The organism is Nonomuraea monospora, from assembly GCF_039531895.1.
In the GTDB taxonomy this organism is placed as follows: domain Bacteria; phylum Actinomycetota; class Actinomycetes; order Streptosporangiales; family Streptosporangiaceae; genus Nonomuraea; species Nonomuraea monospora.
The window spans coordinates 1-23379 of sequence record NZ_BAAAQX010000078.1 but is presented as its reverse complement, the minus strand read 5'-3'; the positions used below and the strand labels follow the sequence as shown (position 1 = coordinate 23379).

17 protein-coding genes are annotated in these 23379 nt (G+C 72.9%); 7 read left to right on the top strand and 10 right to left on the bottom strand.

Annotation, left to right across the window (positions count from 1 at the left end; genetic code table 11):
• Positions 1-123: 123 nt before the first annotated feature.
• Positions 124-3504, bottom strand: a complete 3381-nt coding sequence (locus ABD331_RS59970; protein ID WP_344496452.1) for an nSTAND1 domain-containing NTPase — start codon at positions 3502-3504, stop codon at positions 124-126.
• A 137-nt stretch (positions 3505-3641) separates the two neighbouring features.
• Here ABD331_RS59970 and ABD331_RS59965 point away from each other — a divergent pair, with 137 nt between their 5' ends.
• A complete protein-coding gene (locus ABD331_RS59965) occupies positions 3642-3884 on the top strand; it encodes a hypothetical protein (protein ID WP_344496450.1) in 243 nt (80 codons plus the stop codon).
• Positions 3885-4631: 747 nt separating this feature from the next.
• On the opposite strand, the gene ABD331_RS59960 is transcribed toward ABD331_RS59965, so the two are convergent.
• Both ABD331_RS59960 and ABD331_RS59955 read right to left on the bottom strand, forming a co-directional pair.
• Positions 4632-5309 (bottom strand): GAF domain-containing protein, encoded by a 678-nt coding sequence (locus ABD331_RS59960; RefSeq protein WP_344496448.1) that lies wholly within the window; start codon positions 5307-5309, stop codon positions 4632-4634.
• Positions 5310-5354: 45 nt separating this feature from the next.
• Positions 5355-6713, bottom strand: a complete 1359-nt coding sequence (locus ABD331_RS59955) for a PP2C family protein-serine/threonine phosphatase (RefSeq protein WP_344496446.1) — start codon at positions 6711-6713, stop codon at positions 5355-5357.
• A 116-nt stretch (positions 6714-6829) separates the two neighbouring features.
• Between ABD331_RS59955 and ABD331_RS59950 the strand changes: the two genes are divergently transcribed.
• Positions 6830-7501: a S1 family peptidase gene (locus tag ABD331_RS59950; RefSeq protein WP_344496444.1), complete on the top strand. Its 672-nt coding sequence runs from the start codon at positions 6830-6832 to the stop codon at positions 7499-7501.
• A gap of 36 nt (positions 7502-7537) precedes the next feature.
• Here ABD331_RS59950 and ABD331_RS59945 read toward each other — a convergent pair whose 3' ends face one another.
• From ABD331_RS59945 to ABD331_RS59935, 3 genes are all read right to left on the bottom strand, one after another.
• Positions 7538-8803, bottom strand: a complete 1266-nt coding sequence (locus ABD331_RS59945; RefSeq protein WP_344496442.1) for a glycosyltransferase — start codon at positions 8801-8803, stop codon at positions 7538-7540.
• Positions 8796-9368, bottom strand: coding sequence for a TetR/AcrR family transcriptional regulator (locus ABD331_RS59940; protein ID WP_344496440.1), 573 nt, complete (start codon positions 9366-9368; stop codon positions 8796-8798). The genes ABD331_RS59945 and ABD331_RS59940 overlap by 8 nt, the downstream gene beginning before the upstream one ends.
• Positions 9369-9547: 179 nt before the next feature.
• Positions 9548-9853, bottom strand: a complete 306-nt coding sequence (locus ABD331_RS59935; RefSeq protein WP_344496438.1) for a hypothetical protein — start codon at positions 9851-9853, stop codon at positions 9548-9550.
• 144 nt (positions 9854-9997) lie between these two features.
• Here ABD331_RS59935 and ABD331_RS59930 point away from each other — a divergent pair, with 144 nt between their 5' ends.
• The 3 genes from ABD331_RS59930 (at position 9998) to ABD331_RS59920 (ending at position 14344) form a co-directional block, all read left to right on the top strand.
• Entirely contained in the window at positions 9998-12250 is a 2253-nt protein-coding gene (locus tag ABD331_RS59930; RefSeq protein ID WP_344496454.1) for a glycoside hydrolase domain-containing protein, read from the top strand.
• Positions 12247-13521, top strand: coding sequence for a glycosyltransferase family 4 protein (locus ABD331_RS59925; protein WP_344496436.1), 1275 nt, complete (start codon positions 12247-12249; stop codon positions 13519-13521). The genes ABD331_RS59930 and ABD331_RS59925 overlap by 4 nt, the downstream gene beginning before the upstream one ends.
• Before the next feature lie 76 nt (positions 13522-13597).
• A complete protein-coding gene (locus tag ABD331_RS59920) occupies positions 13598-14344 on the top strand; it encodes an AfsR/SARP family transcriptional regulator (RefSeq protein ID WP_344496434.1) in 747 nt (248 codons plus the stop codon).
• Between the two features lie 36 nt (positions 14345-14380).
• Here the strand turns inward: ABD331_RS59920 and ABD331_RS59915 are convergent, their stop codons facing one another.
• Genes ABD331_RS59915 through ABD331_RS59900 form a run of 4 tightly spaced genes read right to left on the bottom strand, consistent with a single transcriptional unit; the run spans position 14381 to position 20157 of the window.
• Positions 14381-18004, bottom strand: a complete 3624-nt coding sequence (locus tag ABD331_RS59915; RefSeq protein ID WP_344496432.1) for a S8 family serine peptidase — start codon at positions 18002-18004, stop codon at positions 14381-14383.
• Between the two features lie 13 nt (positions 18005-18017).
• Positions 18018-18812, bottom strand: coding sequence for an Ig-like domain-containing protein (locus ABD331_RS59910; RefSeq protein WP_344496430.1), 795 nt, complete (start codon positions 18810-18812; stop codon positions 18018-18020).
• A complete protein-coding gene (locus ABD331_RS59905) occupies positions 18809-19234 on the bottom strand; it encodes a hypothetical protein (RefSeq protein ID WP_344496428.1) in 426 nt (141 codons plus the stop codon). The genes ABD331_RS59910 and ABD331_RS59905 overlap by 4 nt, the downstream gene beginning before the upstream one ends.
• Positions 19231-20157, bottom strand: a complete 927-nt coding sequence (locus ABD331_RS59900; protein WP_344496426.1) for a hypothetical protein — start codon at positions 20155-20157, stop codon at positions 19231-19233. Before ABD331_RS59900 ends, ABD331_RS59905 begins: the two co-directional genes overlap by 4 nt.
• Before the next feature lie 349 nt (positions 20158-20506).
• Here ABD331_RS59900 and ABD331_RS59895 point away from each other — a divergent pair, with 349 nt between their 5' ends.
• Both ABD331_RS59895 and ABD331_RS59890 read left to right on the top strand, forming a co-directional pair.
• Positions 20507-21349, top strand: a complete 843-nt coding sequence (locus tag ABD331_RS59895; RefSeq protein WP_344496424.1) for an FG-GAP-like repeat-containing protein — start codon at positions 20507-20509, stop codon at positions 21347-21349.
• A 65-nt stretch (positions 21350-21414) separates the two neighbouring features.
• A partial coding sequence (locus ABD331_RS59890) for a hypothetical protein (RefSeq protein WP_344496422.1) occupies positions 21415-23379 on the top strand: 1965 nt, incomplete at its 3' end.

Here is a 23379-nt window from a genome sequence, read left to right as displayed (position 1 = left end):
CGATGATCACCGTCCGGGTCTGGACGGGGCGAACCGGGGAGATATCTGGCCGTACGCGGGGAACCTCGTGGCCGTCAGTGGGGCGCTAAATGGCCGCCTATGGGGAGTATGTCGCGGCCGCTGTCACCACACCTTCGCCGTGTGGTCGAAGCTCGCGGTGGCCAGCAGGGTGCCGTCGGGGGAGAAGTCAGCGTCGTTCACCGCAGCGCTGTGGCCGGTGAAGGCGTGCAGGAGCTGCGGATGCCTGATGTCCTTGACGGACCAGGTGAGGATGTCGCCGCCGGAGGTGGTCGCGGCCAGGAGATCACCTTGAGGTGAGAACAGGACGTCGGCGACGATGCCGCGATGGCCGGGCAGGAGCTTCAGGGAGCGGGGGGCGCTCCTGTTCGTGATGTCCCAGAGCCGGACCTTGTCATGTTCGTTGGTGGCCAGGGTCGCGCCGTCCGGGGAGAAGGCGATGGCGGTGGCTTGTGCCTTGTGGCGCTTGGTGGGGAGGGTCGCTGTTGTCGGCAAGTGTTTCGGGTCCGCCACCGGCCACAGTCGGGCGGTTCCGTCGTAGCTCGCTGTGGTGAGGAACGCACCGTCGGGCGTGTAGGCGGGCCGGAGCGTCCACGAGGAGTGACCTTCGAGGGTGGCGAGCGGCGCGGGACCACCTTCAGCGCGAAGGTTCCAGATCCGGGTGGTGTGATCGGCGCTGCCCGTGGCAATAGTCCGTCCGTCGGGTGAGAACGCGACGCCGAGCACGGAGTCCTTGTGTCCAGTCAGGGGGGCTGTCGTGCGCGGCGGCTTGTCGGGCTCGCCGACGTCGAGCAGATGCACGGTGCCGCCGGCGTCGGCGGTGGCCAGTGTCTCGCCGTCGGGGGAGAAGGCGACGTCGTTGACGCCCGGGTGGGCGATAGCGCTCAACTGTTGGGGTTGCGCGGGATTGGCGGTATTCCAGAGCCAGGCGTTGCCGTCCACGTCGGCCGTGGCCAGGAGATCACCGTCCGGTGAGAAGGATGCGGCGCCGACGGCAGCAGGGTGCTCGGGGAGAACGGACACGGCTCGCGGCGAGGCCGGGATCCTGACGTCCCACACTCTGACCGTCTTGTCGGCGCCCGCGCTCACCAGGGTTTGGGCGTCACGCGAGAACTCCACGTCGTGCACGAGCCCGGTGTGACCAACGAGACGGCCGATCCTGTGCGGAGCGTCGAGGTTTGACACGTTCCACAGGCCGATGGTTCCGCTGCCGCTTCCGACGGCCACGAGCGTGTTGCCGGAGAAGGCGACGGACGAAACACGGTCGTGGGGACTGCGGAGCGTCGACACCACGCGCGGATGTTCGCGGTCCCTGACGTCCCAGAGCAGGACGGCGCCCTCGGTGGGCGAGGTCGTCACGGCCGTGGCCAGAACAGATCCTCCGGCGGACGACGCCAGCCCGATGATGCTGTCATGCGGGGAGGGGTCAGGGGTCAGCGTCGCTGTGAAACCCGCCGTCGCCATATGGACCAGGAGATTGGCCCGGGCTTCCGGACCGGGGTTGATATGAGCCGCCGCGATGCCGAGCTGCAGCCGGGCGACCGGGTCGGTGACGATCTCACTTCGTGACATCAGATGGCGGGACGACGCGATGCGCGCCGACATCTCGGCGGCTCTGCCCATAACCATGGCCACGGTGGCACCAGCCACCGCGATGACGAGCAGCCCCGACAGCAGGGCCAGCAGCTTCCGGCGCCGCCGCGCGGTGCGAGTGGCGGCGTGCCAGCTCGCGTCCAGGAACGCTTGCGCTCCGTCGGGAAGCGGCGGGTAACGGTCCGGAGCACCCTCCCACTGCTCCCTCTCCGTGAGGACGGCTGCCAGGCGCGTGTCACGGTAGAGGTAGGAGGAGTCTTTCGCGTAGCGGATCCAGGCGTCGGCGTCGTCGAGGAGCGCGGTGCGCAGAGCGCGGCTCGCCAAGATGTCCTTCAGCCAGTCGCTCAGGGTCTTCCACCCCAGGAGCGCGTCGTGGGTGATCACGACTTCTGTCGTGGGGAGAGCAGAGGATGTCCCGCCGGTACTCACCTCTTCTGTCGTCGTAGCGGTGAGCAGGCGTTCCTTGATGAAGCGCTGCACCACCACATCGAAATCGCTCTGGCGGTCGGACGGTTGATAGGCCATGGGCCGGCTGACGAAACGGCCATCTGCAGCGATCTTGACGAGCCGGTGGGTCAACTCGCGAGCTTCCCTGCGCTGCTGGGGGGTGAGGTGGTCGAGGAGGGCGTCCGCGCTGTCATGGATGACCCCGGCAATCCCGCGGGAGCGTTCGTAGCTGCTGATGGTCAGCAGGTCGCCGTCGCGGTGCTGCCAGGTGGCATGCATGGCCGCCGCCAGCAGCGGCAGGGAACCGGGCCCCGGACCGGACGTCCCCTGCCGCAACTCCTCCAGGACGAGACCGGCCAGGTCACTCTCCAGTTCAAGCCCGGCCAGCCGCGCCGGCATCTCGATGGCGAGCCGTAACTCCATCTGGTTCATCGGCTCGACGATGAACCGGCGGGAGCGTTGCAGTGAGTCCTTCAGCTGAGGGTAGGCGGCCGCCGATTTCAGGAAGTCATCGCGCACGGCGATCACCACGAGCGCGGCGGGTGTGTCGCCTGGGCCGCAAGCTGTGGTAGCGATGGCGTGCAGCGTCTCGACGAAGTCCAGCCGCTCCTGCGTCCGTGCCGCCATGTTGCCCTCCTGCGGCAGGGGCGAGAGCACGTCCTCGAACTGGTCCACCACCAGCACCAGACGGTGGCTGCCCGCATCGGCGCGCGTCATCACCGCATCGCGCACAACCTGCTGGGGACCCTCCTTGAGACGGTTCCTGATGGCCGGCGAGTCGTCATCGCCCAGCGACGCCAGCATGCGCGCCAGCTCCTGCATGGGCGCCACGGTCGGCGTCATCGTCAGCACCGGCCAGGCGGCGACCTCCTCCCCCAGCCTGCCGCCGGCCAGCGCGGGCAGCATTCCGGCATGCAGCAGCGAGGACTTGCCTGTTCCCGCCGCGCCGCTCACCACGAGCAGAGCGGGATCCTTCAGCCGTTCCGTCAGGCTGCCCAGAAGGTCGGCGATCAGGTGGTCACGCCCGAAGAAAAGGTCGGCCTGATGCTGCTGGTAGGCCGCCGACCCCAGGTAGGGCCCCTGCTCCGCCCACCGTTCCTTGCTGGCAGGGGAAGCGTCGGGTAGTGGGGCCCACGCCTGCGACCACAAGGTGTGCCACGCCGTCAGATCGAACAGGTCATCGGTCTCGTCCACGGGTGCCCTCTTGTCCCGGCACGCGTCGATCAGGACACCGACCACCACCTCGAACATGCGATACAGACGGGGAACGTTGACGCCCCCCTGCCATGCGCTGATGCGCTGGACGGTGACTTCCCACGATTCCCCGGAAGGGCGCCGGCTGTTGGCGCTGCTTGCCACCGCCTTCAGCGGCAGATCACTGAGTTTCAGCAACGCGCGAAAACGTTGAGCGAACAGCTGCCGCGGCGTCGGCGCCTCATGGCCCATCGCGGGCTCCTGGTAGATCGAACACGTCCTGACCGGACCTGACCGGAAAACTCACGCTACCTCCGGCATCGCGGATCCAGGCAACAGATGCCGTAATGAGGGCAATGCGGAGCCGACCTCATTCTCGGAGCGTCCCCATGACGGTGACCATCATCGACGTGATCAGCAGCATCATCCTCGTCCTTGGTACCTTGGCCTGCTTGCCGCCCACTGCCGCGCGTCTCGTGCGGGCGCTCATCCCGCTCGTCAGGGCCATCACCGAGCTGCGCACGGCGATCGCCAAGGCAGCCGAGTGCGACACCGGCGTGGCCGATGGGTGCGATGACAGGCCAGGTGAGGGCGATGGCCGCAGTCCGGGCCTGCCTCCAGGCGCGGCATGAGGTTTAGGGCGGTCCAGGGATCGGCGCAGGCTACCACCCCGGGTGCGTGGCCAAGGCTGATCGAGCGTAGCTCGTACGCCGACATCCCGGATCGTACGAGATTGTCATGCCGACGCCGCGATCATCCCCTCGATCGTGGGAGAGGCTGCGATCGTGATGAGCGCGTTGAGCAACTGGGTGGTAATGCCGGGTTCCCGTCTCCGTCGCAGCAGGGATCATCGTGTTCGGGTCTGCTGTCCTGAAATGGCGCCAGGCCCTCGACAGGAGGCGCGCCGACGCGAAGCGACCCTCCATCACGCAGATCAACCGGGCCATTGGGGAATGGCTGCGGCCTGCGCCCACATCTCATCCGGGCAACCAGACCCGAGCCCGGACCACCGCCTTCTGCAGCAGGAGGCGACAGGCCGCCCGAATGTACGCGAGCTCCGCGTGGATCAACGAGACCAACTGCGAGTATGCCTGCCTGGCTGGGAACTGAAGGCGTCTTCGGCTGCGCAGCGTCACCGTTGCGGAGATGCGGAGGCCAGGCTGAACCCGGACGCTCGCATGTGCGATCGGTGTGTCCGAGAGGCGAGCCCGATCGGGACGGGGTGTTGTCCAGCTCGTGACGCTGCTGGCCGCGCAGGCTGTCGCGACCGTGGTGACGGTCGAGCTCGTCGCCCGCGGCCGCTTCACCCAGGATGCGGGAGCAGGTCGCTGAGCTTCCCCCAGGCTGCGAGCCCGGGGTGTTGAGCAGGTCGGTGAGCTTCACTCAGGCTCCGGGTCAGTCGTGCTGAGCAGGTCGCCGAGGTGGCGGCTCAGCAGCCGCAGCAGCAGATGATCCTGCCGGGTCCACTCATGCCGCCCCCGACGGTGCACAGAAAGCACGCCGAGCACCGTCCCGTACCGATCGAGCAGGGGAGCGGAGTACACGGCCCGCACCCCCGCCTCCCGCAGCACCCGGAACTCCGGCGTGCCGGACAGCAGCCGGTCCTGCCCGATGTCGCGCACCGCGACGGCCTTGCGGGTGACCATGGCCCGCCCGCACACCGAGCTGTCGTCGTCCACCACCGCGAAGAAGTCCAGGAACGGCTGCTGGAAGCCGTGGTCGGCGACGATGGTCAGCGCCCCGGTGGCGCGGTCCAGGAGCTGGACGTTGCCCATGTCGGCGCCGGTGAGCGCCAGGGCGGCGCGCAGGCCGGCATCGGCGAGGCCGCCCGGGTCGGCGTGGGAGCGGGTGGGTGGGTTCCGGCCCAGGTCGCCGAGCTTCTCGCTGTTGGCCCACTGCCGTTCCAGCCGCCGCAGCGTGTCCGTCTCCCGCTCCTCCACCCGTCGCCGGCTCACCGCCGCGTCGAGCCGCAGCTCCTCGGCACGGCGTTGCGCGGCCCGCGTCCTGGCGATCAGGTGCTCGATCTGCCGTCTGAGGTCGTCGGCATCCGGGTCCACGCCTTCGAGTCTCGCGCCGGCCGCGCCGGCGCACCACCCCGCTGGCTAGAAGAGGCCATCGCTCCCTTCGGGGACGCCGGTCAGGGCCTCGGCCTCCTTCCTGGTGTACGGGGTGCCGGGCCACTCGACGAGCAGGACGGTGGCGTCGTCGCGCAGCCGCCGCTCGTGGTAGTCGAGGTGGTGCAGGATCAGCCGCCGCAGCGTCTCGGGCACCGGCAGCTCGTCGGCCTGGTGCCGGATGAGGAAGTCGGTGAACCGCTCCATGCCGAACTCCTCGCCCTGCCGGTTGCGCGCCTCGGTGATGCCGTCGGTGTAGAGGAGGAGCCGGTCCCCGGGCTGGAGCTGGTCGTGGCACTGCGTCACCGGCAGGCCCAGGCCGGTGCCCGACGGCGGCCCCGGCTCGCAGGCCAGCTCGATGGTGGCGCGCCTGCGGACGATCACCGGCGGGTGGTGGCCGCAGTTGACCCAGGTCAGCTCGCCGCTGAGGATGTCGAGCGTGGCCAGCACGCCGGTGGCGAACCGTTCGCCGCCGAACTGCCCCATGAGCGCCTGGTCGATCCTGCGCGCCGCCCGGACGAGCCCCTGCCCCTCGTGGCGGCTGTTGCGCAGGGTCGTCAGGGCGAGGTTGGCGGTCAGGCCGGCGGCGGTGTCGTGGCCCATCGCGTCGAAGATCGCCAGGTGGGCGGTGGGGCCTTCGAAGGCGTAGTCGTAGACGTCGCCGCTGACGTCGTACGCCGGCTCCATGACCGCGCTGATCACGAGGCGGTCGGTCGCGAACGTGCGCTGCGGCATGAGCCGCCACTCCATCTCCGCCGACACGCTCATCCGCCTGCGCCGCACCAGCCTGGCGTAGGTGTCGCTGAGCGGACGCTTGGAGACGACGAGCAGCGCGACGAGGCCGGCCAGGCGTTCCATGTCCTGGATCGTCGCGGGGTCGGCGCCGGGGGCGCTGATCCGCAGGACGCCGAGCCGGTCCGTGCCGTCCACCAGCGGCACCCACCACTGGCGCGGGTCGCGTACCGAGGCGGGCATGGTCCTGCCGTGCTGGAAGGCGCGGCCGGCCACCGTCCCCTCGATGCAGATCTCGCCGCGCTCGGCCGCCCCGGAGGGCGCCGGGCGGGGGGTCAGCGGCGAGAGCACCTCCTGCTGCAGGTCCGCCAGGTAGATCAGCACGTCGTGCAGGCCCACGCGGGCGGCCTGCTCGGCGACCAGGGCGGGGATCTGCTCCAGGGTGGAGGTGTGGCTCGCGGAGATCAGCGCGCCGAACATCGCGGCGCGCGCCGCCGCGTGCTCCGCCCCGCGCGCCGGCGTGGGCTCAGCCGCGGGTTCCGCCGCGTGCTCCGCCTTGCGTCCCGGCGCTGGTTGCGGCGAGCCGGACGCCGCCGCGCCATCGTGACCGGTCATGTACCTAACGTAACGGCCCGGGGTGTCGCTGGAGCGGACATATCGCCGTGCCCCCGGCTCAAGTGGTAGGGACGGTGGCGGCCCTGTGAGGTTACGGTGGCGGCGGGAGGTTCTTCATGAGGTTCATCCGCCCGGCCGTGGCCCTCGTCCTCGCTCTCGTCCTCGGCGCACCGCCCGGCCCGGCGCGGGCCCACACCCAGCCCGTCTCGTACGGCGACATCCGCGGCGGCGACACCTTCGTCGTCGAGGGCAAGGGACGCTGCACGGTCGCGTTCACCGTGCGGCGCGGCACCACCGGCGGCTTCCTCACCGCCGGACGCTGCGGCGAGAGCGGCGACATCGCGCTGACCGGCTACGGCGGCACCCCGATCGGCGTCTTCCAGGCGTCCTCCTACCCGGGCGACGACTACGCCTGGGTGTCGCTCGACCCGGGCTGGACACCCCGCGGCACCGTCGTCGCCCTCGGCGCGGAACGTGCGGTGCGCGGCTCGGCGCCCGCCGCCGTGGGAGCGTCCGTCTGCCAGGCGAGCCCGGTCGCGGGCTGGCACTGCGGCACGGTCCAGCAGCGCAACGCCACGGTCAGCTATCCCGACGGCACCGTGACCGGCCTGGTGCGCACCAGCGTGTGCGCGGAGCCGGGCACGTGGGGCGCCCCGTTCCTGTCCGGCGACCAGGCCCAGGGGATCACGTCCGGCGGCACGGACAACTGCGCCACCGGCGGGAGCACGTTCTTCCAGCCGGTGGCGGAGGCGCTGTCGGCGTACGGGCTCACGCTGGTCACGAGCTGAGCCGCGCGGCCATCGCCTCATCACCGGCTGAACCGGCTACCGCGCGCCCGCTTCCGCGAGGGCTTCGAGCTCGGCGATCGCCAGGTCGGTGGCGGTATCGGCGGCGATCGCGGCGGCCATCCGCCGCGCGTGCCACCGGTAGGACGGCTCGCGCAGGATCCGCTCGACCGCTTGAGCGATCGTGCGGGACGAGGCGTTCCTGCCCACGGTGATGCCCGCGCCGGCGGACTCGACGTGCCTGGCGACCTCGGGCTGGTCGCGCCCCTGCGGCATGCAGACCAGGGGCACGGCGGCGGCCAGGGACTTGACGGCCGTCCCGTGGCCGGCGTGCGTGATCGTCACGGCGGCGTGGCGCAGCGCGGCGGTGTGCGGGGCGGCCGCGGTGACCAGGACGTTGCGGGGCGCGCGGATCGTCGCAGGGTCCACGGCCGGGCCGGTGGTCAGCAGCCCGCGCACCGGCAGCGTGCCGAGGGCCTCCGCGATGCGTTCGAGCTGATCGCGCTGCCTCATGTACGACGAGCTCATGCCGGCCAGCACCAGTGGCGCGTCACCAGGGGGCAGCTCGAGGTCACCGGCCCAGGACGGGTCGTCGAGGCGCGGCCCGACGTGCCGCACGTTGGCGGGGAACTCGCGGCCCGGGTGGTCCAGGGCGCGCGGCGACAGCACGAGCAGCCGGTCCACGCGGCCGAACGCGTCCACCACCGAATGCAGCGGCGGCAGGCCGCGGGCGGCGCGGGCGGCGTTCAGCGGCGGCAGCCCCTTCTCCCACGGCTTGAGCATGACGCTGGTCAGCACCCGGTCGCGCAGGCGGCCCAGCGCGCCCGTGGCGGGCTTGAGGCCGAGGCCGGGCGGCGGCGCTCCCCGCGTGGGGAAGGTGTAGAGGGTCGTGGCCAGCGAGGCCACGGGGATGCCCGCGCCCTCGCCGGCGGTGAGCGCGCCGAGCAGCATGAACTCGGCGACGAGCACGTCGGCCGGGCGGGCGCGCAGCTCGGCCGCCGTGTCCTGGGCGTAGTCGGCCGCAGGGCCGCAGACGATGCGGTCGCGCAGCCGGGCGAACGCGCCGAGCGGGGTGCGGGCCTCGAAGTCCTTGATGACGTCCTTGGCCGGGTCGGCGGGGTCGCCCTGGGGCGCGGTGGTCCAGGCGATCGCCTCCACGCCGATGGCGGCGACCTGGGCGTGCAGTGACGTGTCTGCCAGCACCCGGACGGTGTGGCCGCGCTCGCGCAGCGCACGGGCGACCGACAGGACGGGCGGCACGGCGCCGCCGCCGTTCCAGGTGGCGAACAGGAACGTGCTAGGCATCGTGCCCCCTTCGCGGGTCGATCGACGTCAGCAGGTCGCGCATGGCGTGTTCGGCGTCGTCACGCGGCAGGCCGAGATCGCGCCGCCACAGCTTCCACAGGTAGACGTCGGTGGCGGCGTAGTGCAGGTGCAGCGCGTGTTCGCGGGCGGGCCCCGGGCCGGGCAGCCGGTCGGCGAAGACCCGTTCGAGCCAGTCGCGGTGCTGGCGGCGGGCGTGGGCCGCCGCGCGGGCGATCGCCGGGACCCGGTCGATCTGCGCCGTCCACAGCACGGTCGCGTCGCCCTGGCGCTCGTACTCCTCGAAGAGCACGGTCACGACGGCCTCGACGTCGCCGACGGGGGCCTGCCGGGCGAGCTCCGCCTGAGCCGCCGCCACCTCGGCGGCGGCGTCGGCGAGCCCCTCCTTGCCGCCGAAGTGGTTGACGATCGTCTGGACCGACACGCCCGCCTCGTCGGCGATGTCCTGCAGCGTGACCTCGTCGTACCACCGCCGCGTCCACAGCGCGGCGGCGGCCTCCATGACGCGCGCGCGGGTGACCTCCACGGCGGCCGCGCGCGCTCCCATGCGGTACGGGCGCCTTGCCCCATTTTCCATGGAGTCATATCTATATTCAATTGGGTATTTGGTCAAACCAAAATGTGGGTCCGAACGGTCGCAGGCGAGCAGAACCACGAACCGCCCCGCGTCCCCGCTACGGCCCGCCGCGGGCGGTCGGCGGCGGGCCGTCGACGTGATCGATCCAGCTAGCCCCTGATCGCCAGGCAGCGGACCGTGAACCACGCGGTCCACACCAGCTTGGGGCTCTGCGAGCTCACCGACTCGAACGGGTCGCACTCCGTGAACCCGTGCGCCGCCGCGTCCGCCCTGGCGTTCGCCTCGGCGATGGCGAGCGCCGTGTCCTCGTCGAGGCTCTGCCCCATCCCGGTGAACAACGCCCCCTGTACGGCGACGGCGGCGGAGGCCGGTACGGCGGCGACGGCGGCGACTCCGGAGCAGGCCAGCGCCGCCGTGGCCAGCGCGACGAGCAGCTTCTTCGTCAGGTACCTCATGGGTCTCCCTCGATGGATCGTTGAATCTTCACCTCAAGGGCGTGACATCCGGTTCCACCGCGTGCCATCACGGTCCGCGAAAGCCTGGCGAGGAGTTCACCTGGCCGAAACCTACGGGGGCGTCCGGCTGGGTAGAGTCCCGCCATCCTCGACAACGTTGACCCCTTCATCGGAACAGCGGCGACGGACCTGCCACGCGCGCGCGGTCTCGCCGCCACTTGGTGGTGGCCGAAACCGCAGGTGGGCAACACCCACCCGGGCGCCACGTCGCCGCTCGGCATGGTGTCCGCCTGCGCCTACTCCGGCGCGTACCCGACGGGCTACGGCCGGTACGCCAAGAACACCGAGGGCGTGCCCGAGGAGATGTTCGAGCGGCTGCAGGCCTCCGGCTTCACCCACTTCCAGCAGTCCGGCACCGGCGCCATCCGCAAGTACTACAACTACGTCCGCGTCACCCCGATGGTGCAGCCGCTCGACGCGCTCGGCGAGTCCTGGCCGCTGTACGACGAGGTCGCCAGGGCCGGCTACTACGCGGCCACCCTCGACACCGGCATCCGCTGCGAGCTGACCGTCGGCGCCAAGGTGGCCGTGCACCGCTACACCTTCCCCGAGCACGGCAGCGCCCGCATCGTGATCGACCTGTCCTGCGGCGGCCTGGCCATCGACCTCGGCCAGACCGTGCCGGTGCGGGCCCAGGTCGAAAGCATGGGCCACGGCCGCGCCCAGGGCACCGTGGTGATGGAGGGCGTCCCGCTGTCGGTGTACGTCGAGGTCGACAGCCCCGGCTGGCGGCAGATGCTCTGGTACGACCGCCGCCTCATCGACGGCGGCACCCGGCTCGACTTCGACAGCATCCGGCACACCACGCTGCGGCCCTTCGGCATGCTTTTCATGGGGCCCGCCGCGCCGGGGCAGACCGTCGAGGTGCGGATGGGGTTCTCGCTGCGCGGCTGCGAGCAGGCCCGCCAGAACCTGGAACGCGAGTGCGGCCACACCGAGCAGGCCTTCGACACCGTGCTGTTCCGCACCCGCGCCCGCTGGGCCGAGCACCTCGACCGCGTCCAGGTCGAGGGCGGCACGCCCGCCCGCCGCACGGTGCTGGCCACGTCCCTCTACCACGCGCTGATCAAGCCGTGCTTCGCCGACGACGAGAGCCCGTTCTGGCCCACCCCCGGCCCGTTCGCGTTCGACGTGTGCACCATGTGGGACATCTACAAGACCCAGCTCCCGCTGCTGGCCGCCATCGCCCCCGACCGGGCCGCCGGCCTGCTGGAGTCGCTGATCAGGGTCTGCGAGGAGGAGGGCAACTTCCCCATCGGCTACCGCATGTCGCGCGGCGCCGACCGGTTCTTCCGCCAGGCCAGCGCGCTCGCCCACACCGCGCTGGCCGACGCCCACGCGCTCGGCCGGGCCGAGCTCGACTGGAGCTGGGCGCTCGTGCACATGGTCGGCGACCTGCGCCGCGGCTACGGCGAGGACTTCTACGAACGCGGCGTCGTACACCCGATCACCCACACCCTCGACCTCGCCTACGCCCACCACTGCACCGCCCAGGTCGCCCGCGCGCTCAACGACGGCGGCCTGGCCGACGACCTCGACGAGCTCGCCCGGCAGTGGCACAACGCCTTCGACCCCGGCACCGGGCTGCTGCGCGACTCCGAGTTCTACGAGGGCGGCAAGTGGAACTACTCCTTCCGCCTGCTGCACGACATGGCCGCGCGGATCGCCCTGGCCGGCGGTGACGACGCCTTCATCGGCAAGCTCGACCGCTTCTTCGGCTACGGCGCCGAAGCGGTGCAGCGGCCCGGCCGCCGCCCCACCCCGGCCGAGATGGCCGCCGGGTACGCGCTCAACCGCTTCGAAGGCCTCAACAACGAGCCCGACATGGAGGCGCCCTGGGCCTACCACTACGCGGGCCGCCCCGACCGTACGGCGGAGATCGTGCACGCCGCGCTGACCTGGCAGTTCGGCACCGGCCCCGGCGGGCTGCCAGGCAACGACGACTCCGGCGGCCTCAGCTCCTGGTACGTGTGGGCGTCCCTGGGCCTGTTCCCCGTCGCCGGGCAGAACCTGTTCCTCGTCAACACGCCCGCCTTCTCCCGCGCCGTGCTCCAGGCGGGCGGCAACGAGTTCGTCATCGAGACCAGCGGCCACCGCGAGACCCCCATCGGCGCCGAGGGCCTCGACCGCCACCCACCCGCCCAGTACGTGCAGGAGGCCACGCTCAACGGCAAACCCCTGCACGCCACCCACCTCAGCGCCGCCACCGTGCACGAAGGCGGGCTGCTGCGCCTGCGGCTGGGCCCGGAACCGTCCGCGTGGGGGCGCGGGCTCCGCCCGCCGTCACTGTCCCATCCGCTGTCCCGTCCGCTTCCGACATCGGAGGTAACGCGATGACTCACCTCCCTCGCCGTCTCGTCATCGCCGTCAGGGCCGACCCGGTCATCTGCGGCCACTCCGGGGAGGCGCGCAACCTCGCCGAGGTCGCGCTGACCCGCGGCTACGCCGACGTGCGCCTGCTGACCTGGCCCGTCCCCGCGCTGCGGGCCGCCGGGTTGCCGCTCAAACCGCTGGACCGGCTGCTGCCGTACAGCGACGGGATCACCGTGGAACGGCCGGAACCGGTCGGCGACTACCGGGTGCCCGACGGGCGCTACCAGTCGGGGCTCACCGGCCGCCTCGTCGAGCTGCTCGCGGAGCCGTACGCCACGACCTGCCTGTCGATGTACCTGGCGCCGCACACGGCGGTCGTCGTGGACGCGGTCGCCGCCGCCCGCGCGGCCGGGTTCGCGCCGCACGTGCGCACCGTCGCCAAGGCGGTCGGCTCGGACGTGACCAACGTGATCGCGTCCTGCCTGCGGGAGGGCCGGTTCGGCGCGGCCACCGTGCTGTTCACCACGTTCCTGGCCAACGACGAGGTCGTCGCCGTCTCCGACTACACCCGCGACGAGATCGTCGCCTCCGCCGAGCAGGTGGACGCCCGCTGCGGCACCACCTTCGCCGAGCAGTGCCGGCGGCGCGTCACCGTCAGCTACCCGCCGATCGACTCCGCCGCCTTCCTCGACCTCGACCCGGCCGCCATGCGGGACGCGCTCGCCCGGCGCGGCCTGGAACACGACGGGTACATCCTGTTCCTGTCCCGCGTCACCAAGGCCAAGGGCATCGACGACCTGATCGCCGCCTATGCCCGGATGCGCTGCCGTCCGCGCGTCAAACTGGTCGTCGCGGGGACGGGGCCACTCCTGGAACAGGCGCGGGCCATGGCCGCGGGCGACGACCGGATCGTCTTCCTCACGGACGTGGACGACCGCGAGAAGGCGCTGCTCATGCGGGGATGCGCGGCGTACGTGCTGCCGACCAAGCCCGAGCCCGACTTCGTCGAGACGTTCGGCATCGCGCTGGCCGAGAAGATGCTCGCCGGCGGCGGGCCCATCGTCACCACCCCGACCGGCGGCACCCTGGAGGCCGTCGGCGACACCGCCGTCATCGTCCCGCCGGGCGACGTCGCCGCCCTGGCGCAGGCCGTGGACCGGGTCGTGCTCGAACTGACGCCCGGCGAGCGCAACGACCTGGAGCTGCGGGCCCGCACCCGCGCCATGGCCTTCGACCGGGCCGCCGTCTTCGACGGCCTCTTCCCCCAGGAGCCGACCGCGCTCGGCGCCGCCTGAGACCTCAACGGTTGCGCAACGGCAGCCCCGCACACTGCCAGGGACGACCGACGCGCCCGAAGGGGGTTCGGGACGGATGACCCAGGCTCCGCGCTGCCCCACCCGGCCGAAGCTGTCCCTGCTGGGCGGCTTCGGCCTCGTCCTCGACGACGCACCCGTCACCCTCGGCATCCAGGAACAGCGGGTGCTCGCCTACCTCGCGCTCGTGCGCCCGCCGCCCCTCGCCCATCGCCGCGCCGGCCTCGCGGAACGCCTCTGGGCCGGGCCCGCCGTCCGCGCCGCCGCCAGCCTGCGCACCGCGCTGTGGCGGCTCCGGCAGGCGGACGAGCGGCTCGTCCGCGCCTCCCGCGACACCGTGCGGCTGCACGAGGCCGTGGACGCCGACGTGTGGCGGTGCGCCGCCCAGGCCGGTCGGCTGCTCGCCGGCGACCAGGAACTCCGGCCCCAGGACACCTCCCTCGCCGTGCTGCGCGGTGATCTGCTGCCCGGGTGGGACGAGGAGTGGCTGCTGCTCGAACGGGAGCGGCTCGGCCAGGTCCGGATCCACGCGCTGGAGGCGCTGGCGGGGCGGTTGTGCGGGCTCGGGCGGTATCTGGAGGCCATCGAGGCCGCCTACGCGGCGATCGGTGAGGATCCGTTGCGGGAGTCGGCGCATGCGGCGCTGATCGAGGTGTTCCTGGCCGAGGGGAACGTGGCGCAGGCGCGGCGGCAGTTCGAGCGTTACACGGTGCTGTTGTGGGCGGAGATGGCGTTGCGGCCGTCGGCCGGGCTGACGCGGCGGGTGCGGGGGTGCGCGGAGGTCGCCGCTCGCGCGGCCGGTTAGCGCCGCCGCACGGCCACACGCCGGTCGCGGGGCCCGTCAGGGGGTCGGCTTGGGGAGCAGTTCGGCCAGGCGGGTGGCTGGGACGGCGCAGTGGCCCTCCTCGACCTGGGTCACCACCAGCCGGTCGCTCGCCTGCGCCAGGAACCGCCCGCCGACCCTCGCCGTCCCGGTGCCCGGCCGGTAGTAGACCCGCACCCGCAACGACGGGTTCAGCCGCAGCCAGTCCGTCCAGTTCCGCACGTCGCCGCGATACGTGGTGTCGAACGCCCACACCTCGCTCAACCTGGCCAGCGCCCCCTGCCTCATCTCCGCGTCGTCCCGGCCGGCGGCCAGCGGCTCCAGCAGGTCGTACGCCCGCGAATGCCCCGCCACCACAAGCCGCCGCACCGCCGGGACGGCCCCGCCGCGCACCCGCCCCACCTCGGCCACGCTCTCCTCGACGACCGCGTTGAGCAGGGCGGGCCTGCCCAGCGGGTGCAGCCGCCGGTGACCGCGCCCGAACACGGCCTCGCCGCACGGGTTCCCCCAGTCGAGCAGCGGCACGACCAGCACCACGGGCCGCCCCGACTCGTCCACGATCCGCCCCAGCTCGAACGGCGCCCCCGTCACGAACCCCAGCGGCACCCGCTTCGGCCTGGTGCACCCCGTCAGCAGCCCGTGCGCGAACACCAGCACGTCCACCTCCGCCTGCCCGAGCGCCGCCTTCGGGCAGAACACCGCGACCGGCTGCGGATGGACCGCCGAGGCGAAGGTCCACGCCTTCCCGCCCCGGAAGTCCGCCAGGTCCGAGGCGGCCGGGACGCCGGGACGGTACTCCCAGTGCCACTCCTCCGTGGCCAGCGGCCGGAAGCCGCGCCCCGCCGCGTTCCGGCGCATCCACCCGTGGAACCAGGTGTGCCGCCACCGGCACCTGGCCGGGTCGTCGGAGTCGTTGGGGACGGCCTGGCCGGCGGTCCGCACCTGGTGGAAGTCGAGCGCCACCCCGTTCTGGTGGTTGCTGTAGCCCGGCGCGGCGATGCGGCCGCCGAGGCCGTAACCGCCCTGCCCGCTGGGGCGCAGCAGGTAGTCCACGGCCGCGTCCGAGTGCGGCCCCTCGGCGATCCTGGCGCGGGCGTCGCGTGAGCGGTTGTAGTACTTGTCGGCGAAGTGGTCCAGCCAGAGCTGCCGCTGGTGGGCGCTGCTGCGGTAGCCGCTGGTCACCGTCAGCTCGACGGTGCGGCGCGCGTCGGCGTGGCCTGCCCGCTGGGCTGCGGCCAGGGCGGTGTTCGCGGCTTCCAGCAGGTCGTCCACGGCGCGGGCCGTCGCCGTCGCGGTGCGGACCCGCTTGCGTTCACCTCCTGTCATGGGGGTTCTCGTGATGTCGGACAGCTCGTCGTCGCGCAGGTCCCGCTGGGGGTCGCCCTTGGACGCTCGGGAGCGGCGCAGGTGTTCGGCCAGGACGCGGGTGCGGAAGTCCTCCTGCTCGGCCGTGCCCGTCCACGGCCCGGGGTCCGCTTCCTCAGGGTCGCTCCGGTCGGAGGGCTCCACCGGACGAGGCCGTAGCAGCAACTGCCCCGGCGGCACGCGCCCTGCCGGATCCAGCAGCCGCACCGACCGCCGGCCTCCCACCGGCCCCATGACGGACGCGACCGCGTACCAGCCGGACGGCGCGCCGCGCCGGCTGCTGAGCCGTCGGGTGAGGCCCGCCGCGGAGACGATCGCGCACTGACCGGCCGCCGCGGGCTCCCCGAGCACGACCCGGAGCAGGACGTCACCGGCTTGGGGCACGTCCACGGCACGCTGGCCGGGCCCCGCCAGGACGGCGAACCGGTCTCTGAGCCAGGCCGAGAGGCTTCCGGCGGGCCGGTAGAGCAGTTCCCGGTAGGCGCGGGCGGGCGCGACGGACAGGAGCGGGGCGATGCGGTCGTGTTCTTCCATGGCGGTGACCTCCGTCAGGGGCGGAAGGCTGCGGCGGACGGCGGCGAGCAGGGCACGGACGTTCAACCGGCCACGCCCCAGCCGGTCCGCCCTGGGCGGTGGCGGGTCGGCCGAGGACAGCACCAGCCGCCGGATCTCGGCGGCGGTCAGCCGGTGCCCGCCGTACTGCAGGCATAGGGCGACCGCCCCGGTGACGTGCGGCGCCGCCATGCTGGTGCCGGTCTTGCGGGTGAGCAGCCCCGGGCTGCGCGCGCTGCCGCGCGGCGCCGAGCGGGCCGCCAGGACGGCGACGCCGGGCGCGGCGAGATCGGGCTTGGCGCGGTGGTCCCGGGTGGGCCCGGCGCTGCTGGTCGGGCCGGGCGGCAGGCCGGGGGAGTGGGCGTCGTACGCGCCGACGACGAGCGGCACGCGCCCGTTGGCGATGGTGCCGATCGTGCTCGCCGGGTCCGCGTCGGACGGCAGGAAACGCGCCTGGCATCGCGGGCACGCCTCGTCCCGCTCGATCCAGGCGTGGAAGCGGCCGTCGGTGACGCGGCGGCTCTCCAAGGTGACGCGCCACTCGCCGCCGGGCGCCCACGGGTAGAGGAACGCGTCGATGTGGTGGTCGCCGTTGTTCGGGTCGTGAGCCCGGTGGTAGACGCGCCCGGCGACGCGTCCGCCCGCGACGATGTCGGCGGAGCCGCCGAGCGGGACGACGGGCCCGGCAGGGATGCGCGGATGGTCGACGCGGACGGTCAGCTCGTCGGCCCCGCTGTACCAGATCTCGACCTCGTTGACGGTCGTGTCGGCGGGGTCCGTGACGAACCGCAGCACCCGTTGCCTGCCGGGCAGCAGGAAGCCGGAGGCGTGCGTGCGCGCCCGGTAGTAGTTGCCGCAGCTCTGCGCGAGGAACCGGCCGGGCGCCGCCGCCAGCAGCTCGTCCAGGGCCAGCTCGGTGGGCGTGCTGCCGTCGTGCGGGCCGCCGTGGCAGCCGAGGCTGAGGTTGATCACCCAGGGACGTTCTCCTGCGGTCCTGACGATGAAGTCCACCGCCTCCAGCAGCCGCACCGAGTCGCCCAGGTTGGCCAGGCCGCCCGTGCCCCGGTTCGACAGGTGGACGAAGACGAGGCTCGCCTCCGGCGCCATCCCGGCCGGGCCGGCGGCGCCGTTGCCCGCGGCGATGTCCATGACGTGGGTGCCGTGCGCGCCGCCGCCGCGGTCGGCGTCCGCCGGATGGTAGCCGAGCGTCCGGTAGGGGTGGGACGTGCGCAGCGCCCGGTCGATGTCCTCCCGCGTGTGGACGACACCGTACCCGTACGGCTGCGGCGCGGACCCTGACCGGTGCCGCTGGTCCCATAGGGCGAGCAGCCGGGTGGTGCCGTCGGCGTGCTTGAAGTTCGGGTGGTCGAAGTCGGCGCCCGCGTCCACGACACCGACGACGACCTCGGTCCGCGCGGGCGGTCGCGATGCCGAAGGCCCGGTCGGCAGCCACGACGCCGACGGGCTGAAAGGGTGTGACGGCGGCGGGGCGGGCGTGGCGATCTCGGGGCTGATGGGACGGGGCGCCTTCAGGCTGACGACGTCCGGATGCGCCCACACCTCCCGCACCGCCGACAGCGGCAGGCGGCAGGTCGCGACGCTCCCGAACCGCGCCACGAGCCGCACGGAGGGAAGCTCGACGCCCGGCCGGCGGAACCGGATGATCGCCTCGACCGTCCGGTCCGCCGGCGCGTCACGCAGCAGCTCCCGCAGGGCTGGGTCCACGGCCTGCCACGCCTCACTTGCCGCCCGCCGCGACGACCTCCAGCCGGACCCTGCGCACGATGTCGCCGGCCTTGGCCGAGATGATCGTGACGCCCGCGCTCCTGGCGGTGACCTGGCCGGTCGTCGCGTTGATCTCGGCGACGGCGACGTTGCTCGACTCCCACGCGGGCGTGACGTTCGCCGGCACCTTGCCGCTCGCGTCGCGCACGTCGGCCACGAACAGGTCCACCGCGCCCACCGTCAGCCGGCTCGGGCCGAGGACGTCGACGTTCTGCACCGCCGAGTTGCGCTTGCGCTGGTCGTCGATGAACGCCAGCGCCAGCACGCCCAGCCCGCCGTAGAACGCCGGATGCCTGATCACGCCGCCGATGCCCTTGCGCTTCTCCCCGGTCGGGAACGCGACCAGCGGCAGGATCTGGATCCCCGCCCGCACCAGATTGTTGTCCGGCGTGCCGAACGTCCGGAAACCCTCACTGACCAGCAGCGTCGCCACAGTGGACAGCGCGGCCCTGTCGAACTTCCTGTTCTGCGCCGCGATCGCGCTCTGCAGCGTGTCCTGCTGCACCTGGGTCTGCAGGTCCAGCTCCTTGACGGCGTTCACCACGGCACGCTGCGGCGGCGTCGCGGGCGGGGACGCCGGGGTGGCGGGCAGCCTGCGGTCGCGGCGGGCCGCCGCCCGGCGGCGCGCGGACGCCAGCGCCTGGGCGCGCCTGCGCCGGGCCCGCGAGTCCCTCGACTGCTCCTCGTCGTCGAACTCCTCCTCCTCGTCGTAGCCGGTGTCGTAGTTCTCCTCGAACAGACTGCTCATCTGGCTTCTCCTTCATCGGGACGGTCTCCGAGGGACGTGGACACCGCGCCCCGCGCCAGGCCGGTCGGGGCAGTTGGAGCGGCGGGGGAGGTGCGGTGGACGGCGGGGGCGACGTACTGCCCGTACAGTTCGGGATCGGGCGGCATCCAGCCGGGCGACCCCCGTCCGGCGCAGTCGGGGCAGCCGGCGTCCTCGCCCCAGCACGCGCAGGCGCCGAGCGCCGCGGCGAGCAGCAGGTCGCGGTCGGCGAGCGCCTGGTCGGGCTCCTTGTAGCCGTGCACGACGGTGGGGCCGTCGGCGGGCGGGGGCGTCGCCAGGCGGTCCGCCAGCTCGCCGAGCACCCGCTCCGCGAAGCCCATCGGGTCGGGCAGGACCTTCAGCAGCAGCTCCTCGACGGCCGCCAGCTCGGACGCGCTGCTCATGAGGCCAGCTCCTCGTTCTCGGCGTCCATGAACGCGGTGTAGAGGGCGCGGCCGGAGCCCAGTGACGGGCCGCCGGCGTCTGTGCTCTCGCCGAAGTCGGTGGCGTCCTCGTCCGCGCCGTAGGCCAGGCCGTCGTAGTAGGCCAGCTCGTCGGCGTCCGCGGCGGCCTGGGCGAACACGTCGCTGAGCATGCCCATGACGCGCGCGACCGGGACGCCGCCGATCCGCCTCGCGCCGTGCCTGCCCAGGCAGAGCGCCAGCAGTGCGGCGAGGACGTCGGGCTGGCAGGCCAGCACGAGGCCCTGGGCCGCCGCCGCGGAGCCCTCGGCCACGGCGGGGACGGGCGCCGGCGGCTCCACCACCACGGCGGGGACGGCACCGGCCGCCCCCGCCGGGATGGCGGGGAAACCCGGCGGTGGCGCTGTCGCCGGGATGGTGGCTGGGGGCGCGGACGGCACGCCGGGGATTTGCGGTGGTACGGGGATGAACTGCGGCGGGACGGCCGGTACGGCGGTGTACTGCGGTGGAACGGCCCCGAATTGCGGCGGGGTGCCCCTTCCGGCCAGAGCCCCCGCCGCCAGCGTCCCCAGCCGGGTCCCGATCAGGTTCCCGGCGGGCCCGCCGATCAGCGTCCCCAGCGCGGCGGCCCCCGTGGGCAGCGCCCTCTGCAACCCCTGCGCCACGAACGGATGGGCCAGCGCCCGCGACGCCCCACCCTGGATCTGCCGGAACGCGTTGGCGAAGCCGATCGCCTCCGCCGGGCTCAGCTCGTCGAGCATGACCTCCAGCGCGTAGTCGTAGTCCTCCTCCCCGGCGCCGCCGTACTCGTCGCTCAGCACCTCCCGCAGCACGAACCCCAGCCCCTGCTCGATCAGGCTCCCGGCCTCGTCCCATTCGTCCAAGTCCTCGAAGGGCCCTGTCACATCGCTCACCTCCACGTGCTGTCCCATCGGCGCGGGTGACCCGCCTGGGAGGTGGCCAGCGTGGACGGCGCCCGTATGCGGCCGCGTCAACCGGGCGTATGAGCCGCCGTCCCACGCGCGATGATCGTCTTACGGCACCCCCGCCGCGTGGCGGCCGCGGACTGGCCCTAAAGTAGATCTTCCTTCGGGTGGCGATCGCCCGGCCCGCCACCCACCACCGGGCGTTCTCCCGGTGTGCGGACCGTGCCCGCCTGGCGAGACGCCCGAGCCCGCGGGACGGCTGATCAGCCGTGAGATGTGACGCTCCATTGGCCATGAGTCTTGTGAGGTTGCGTTGACAACCAGTGCGTTGAGCACACCTTTACGCCGGTACCGGGCGCTGTTCGCCGCGATCGTGCTGGCCACCGGGCTGGTCGTGATCCCGGCGGCCCCCGCGCAGGCGGCCGCCGCGCCGACGCTGCCGCTGTTCGTCCGCAGGAGCAGCGACGGCGTGCTGCTCGTGTACGAGCCCAAGAGCGGCGGCGGCGTACAGCCGGCCGTGAACCTGGGCGGCGGCTTCGCCGCGGCGACCGCCCTGCTGCGCGCCAACACCTCGGCGTCCGGCGCGGGCAACGACCTGTACTTCCGGATGGGCAACGACCTGTACTACACCGCTGAGCGCGGCACCTCCACCGTCCGCGCCGTCACGAACGTGAGCGGCTTCAACCTGATCATGACGCCGGGCAACATGGGCAGCACCGCCTCGCCCGAGATCCTCGCCAGGGACGCCGCCGGCGCCCTGTGGCTGTTCCCCGGGCGCTCAGACGGCCTCCTGGGCACCCGCGTGCAGGCCGGCACCGCGGGCTGGAACGGCATGAACGCCCTGGCCGGGTACGGCGACTACACCGGCGACGGCAAGAACGACCTGCTGGCCAGGACCACCGCCGGCACCCTGTACATCTACCCGGGCACCGGCAGCATCACCGCCAACCAGATCCTGGGCACCCGCATCAGCGCGGGCACCGGCTTCAGCGCCTACACGGCGCTCGTCTCCACCGGGGACAACAACGGCGACGGCAAGGCCGACCTGATCGCCCGCGACTCGGCGGGCGCGCTGTGGCTGTTCAAGGGCACCGGGGTCGCGACGGCCCCCTTCTCCGCCGCGCAGAAGATCGGCACCTCGGGCTGGAACGCCTTCAACGCCTTCTTCTGATCCCCCCTCTTCCCCCTCCGGCGGGGAACCCCGCCATAGAGAAACGGCTCACCATGCCTACTCGCATGCCCTTATCAGGGCGGCTGCGCGCCACGGCCGCGGCCATCACCTCCGTCGCCCTCCTGGCGACGCTCGCACAGGTCGTGCCTGTGCCGGGAATCCAACCTGCCGCGGCCATCGCCGAGACCGCCGACGGCGAGTACGACCTCGGCCGCGCCGCCGACGTCAGGGCCGCGCAGTGCCTGCTCACGGTCGCGCAGCGCAAGGGCGGCCAGGACATGAAGGCCGTCGCCCGCGCCGGGCTCGCCGGCGACGACGCCGCCCTGCTGCAGGCCGCCGCGCGCGACTACTGGACGTCCGACCCGAAGACCCAGCTCGCCACCGCCTTCGACAAGGACCGTGAGCGCGCCTCCGCCAAGCTGGACGAGCTGGCGGCCCGCCCCGAGGTGTGGGAGGAGTCGCTGAGCGTCACCCCTCCCGCCGACTACTCCTACACCGGCTTCCAGTGGATCGAGGACGAGGACGACCCGTTCGGCAAGGTCGGGCTGTCCAACTGGGTCGCCGGCCAGTTCTGGCAGGGCGAGAGCGACTTCTACGCCGACCAGACGCCGCTGGCCGGCAAGGAGTCGGTGGACGCCGTCAACGCGATCGCCTCCGTCCGCTACCCCGACACGTGGCCGCACCCCGACCTGGAGGGCTGGCAGGCGTGGGAGGACATGACGTGGATGCACGACATGTACGCCGACGACGCGCGGGCCTTCCTGGCCGCCGGCGGGTTCCCGGAGAGCGCGCCCGACCCGGACAGCATGGAGTTCCGGATCGACGTCGAGAACCTCAAGTCGCGCTACGCCTCCTGCACCACGCACAACCCGCAGGACCCGCGCAAGGTGCTGACCGCCGAGTTCGTCACGGCCTCGCAGGAGTGGGCGCAGGAGGTGAACGGCCAGCGCGTCCAGCGTGACACCATCCTGAAGGAGGAGGCGCAGGCCACCGCCGACCTGCAGATCGCCTCGCAGGCCCTGGGCGAGGCGCTGGGCCAGTCGCTCATCGCCTCCCGCCTGGCCGACTGGCAGGCGTACTGGCTGAAGCAGCCGTCGGGCGGCATCGACTATCCGGACGCGACGGAGTTCACCAAGGTCAAGAACGACATCGTCAAGGCGCAGGCGCTGGCGCTCGGCCGGGTGTTCGTCGCCTCGCGGGCCGCCCAGTCGGCGCAGCAGCACGCCGCCACGGCCGTCGCCGCCCAGCAGGCCGCGTACGCCATCGCCGACGCGGCCGGGCTGCCCAGGGGCCGCGGCCTGCTCTACGGCCAGCAGGCCGTGCAGATCACCCGGGCCTCGGCCGCGGCCACGGTGGCGGCGGCCAAGGCCACGGAGACGGCCTCCAACGCCACCCGCGCCTCCGCCGCCGACAGCAAGACGCTGATGGCGCTGGCCGAGACGCAGGCGCACGCCTCGCAGGCCGAGTTCAGGCGCATCGCGGCCCAGGAGGCCGCCGCGCAGGCCAAGGCCGCCGCCGAGGGCGCCGCCGCGCAGGCCGTACAGGCTGCGGACAACGCCGCCAAGGCGAAGGCGGCGCAGCAGAAGGCCGAGGCCGCCGAGCTGATCGCCAAGAACGCCGCCGCGGACGCCGACGCCAAGCGGCAGATCGCCGAGGCCGAGCGGGACAAGGCCGAGGCGGAGAAGAACCGCGCCGCCAGGGAGCGGCAGAAGGCCGCGGACGCCGAGGCCCGCGCCCAGGAGCAGCGGCAGGTGGCCGCGGCGGCGCTGAGCGACGCCGAGGCCGCGGGCGGCACCGCCGCGGCCAAGAAGGACGCCGCGCTGGAGGCCGAGCGCAAGGCCGTGGACGCCCGCAACAGGGCGCTGGACGCGGAGGCCGAGCGGGACGTGCTGGTGGCCAAGGCCGCCTCCCGCGAGGCGCACGCCGCCGCCGTCGAGGGCACCCACGCCGCCGAGGGCGCGCGGGCCGCCGCCACGCGGGCGCTGGCCGCCGCCGACCGCAGCACCAGCGCCGCCACCCAGGCCCGCTCG

What these genes read in the sequence shown, in the direction of transcription:
- ABD331_RS59970 (WP_344496452.1), bottom strand. Translation starts at nt 3,504, where the DNA reads ATGGGCCATGAGGCGCCGACGCCGCGGCAGCTGTTCGCTCAACGTTTT.
- ABD331_RS59965 (WP_344496450.1), top strand. Translation starts at nt 3,642, where the DNA reads ATGACGGTGACCATCATCGACGTGATCAGCAGCATCATCCTCGTCCTT.
- ABD331_RS59955 (WP_344496446.1), bottom strand. Translation starts at nt 6,713, where the DNA reads ATGACCGGTCACGATGGCGCGGCGGCGTCCGGCTCGCCGCAACCAGCG.
- ABD331_RS59950 (WP_344496444.1), top strand. Translation starts at nt 6,830, where the DNA reads ATGAGGTTCATCCGCCCGGCCGTGGCCCTCGTCCTCGCTCTCGTCCTC.
- ABD331_RS59945 (WP_344496442.1), bottom strand. Translation starts at nt 8,803, where the DNA reads ATGCCTAGCACGTTCCTGTTCGCCACCTGGAACGGCGGCGGCGCCGTG.
- ABD331_RS59940 (WP_344496440.1), bottom strand. Translation starts at nt 9,368, where the DNA reads ATGGGAGCGCGCGCGGCCGCCGTGGAGGTCACCCGCGCGCGCGTCATG.
- ABD331_RS59935 (WP_344496438.1), bottom strand. Translation starts at nt 9,853, where the DNA reads ATGAGGTACCTGACGAAGAAGCTGCTCGTCGCGCTGGCCACGGCGGCG.
- ABD331_RS59925 (WP_344496436.1), top strand. Translation starts at nt 12,247, where the DNA reads ATGACTCACCTCCCTCGCCGTCTCGTCATCGCCGTCAGGGCCGACCCG.
- ABD331_RS59920 (WP_344496434.1), top strand. Translation starts at nt 13,598, where the DNA reads ATGACCCAGGCTCCGCGCTGCCCCACCCGGCCGAAGCTGTCCCTGCTG.
- ABD331_RS59910 (WP_344496430.1), bottom strand. Translation starts at nt 18,812, where the DNA reads ATGAGCAGTCTGTTCGAGGAGAACTACGACACCGGCTACGACGAGGAG.
- ABD331_RS59905 (WP_344496428.1), bottom strand. Translation starts at nt 19,234, where the DNA reads ATGAGCAGCGCGTCCGAGCTGGCGGCCGTCGAGGAGCTGCTGCTGAAG.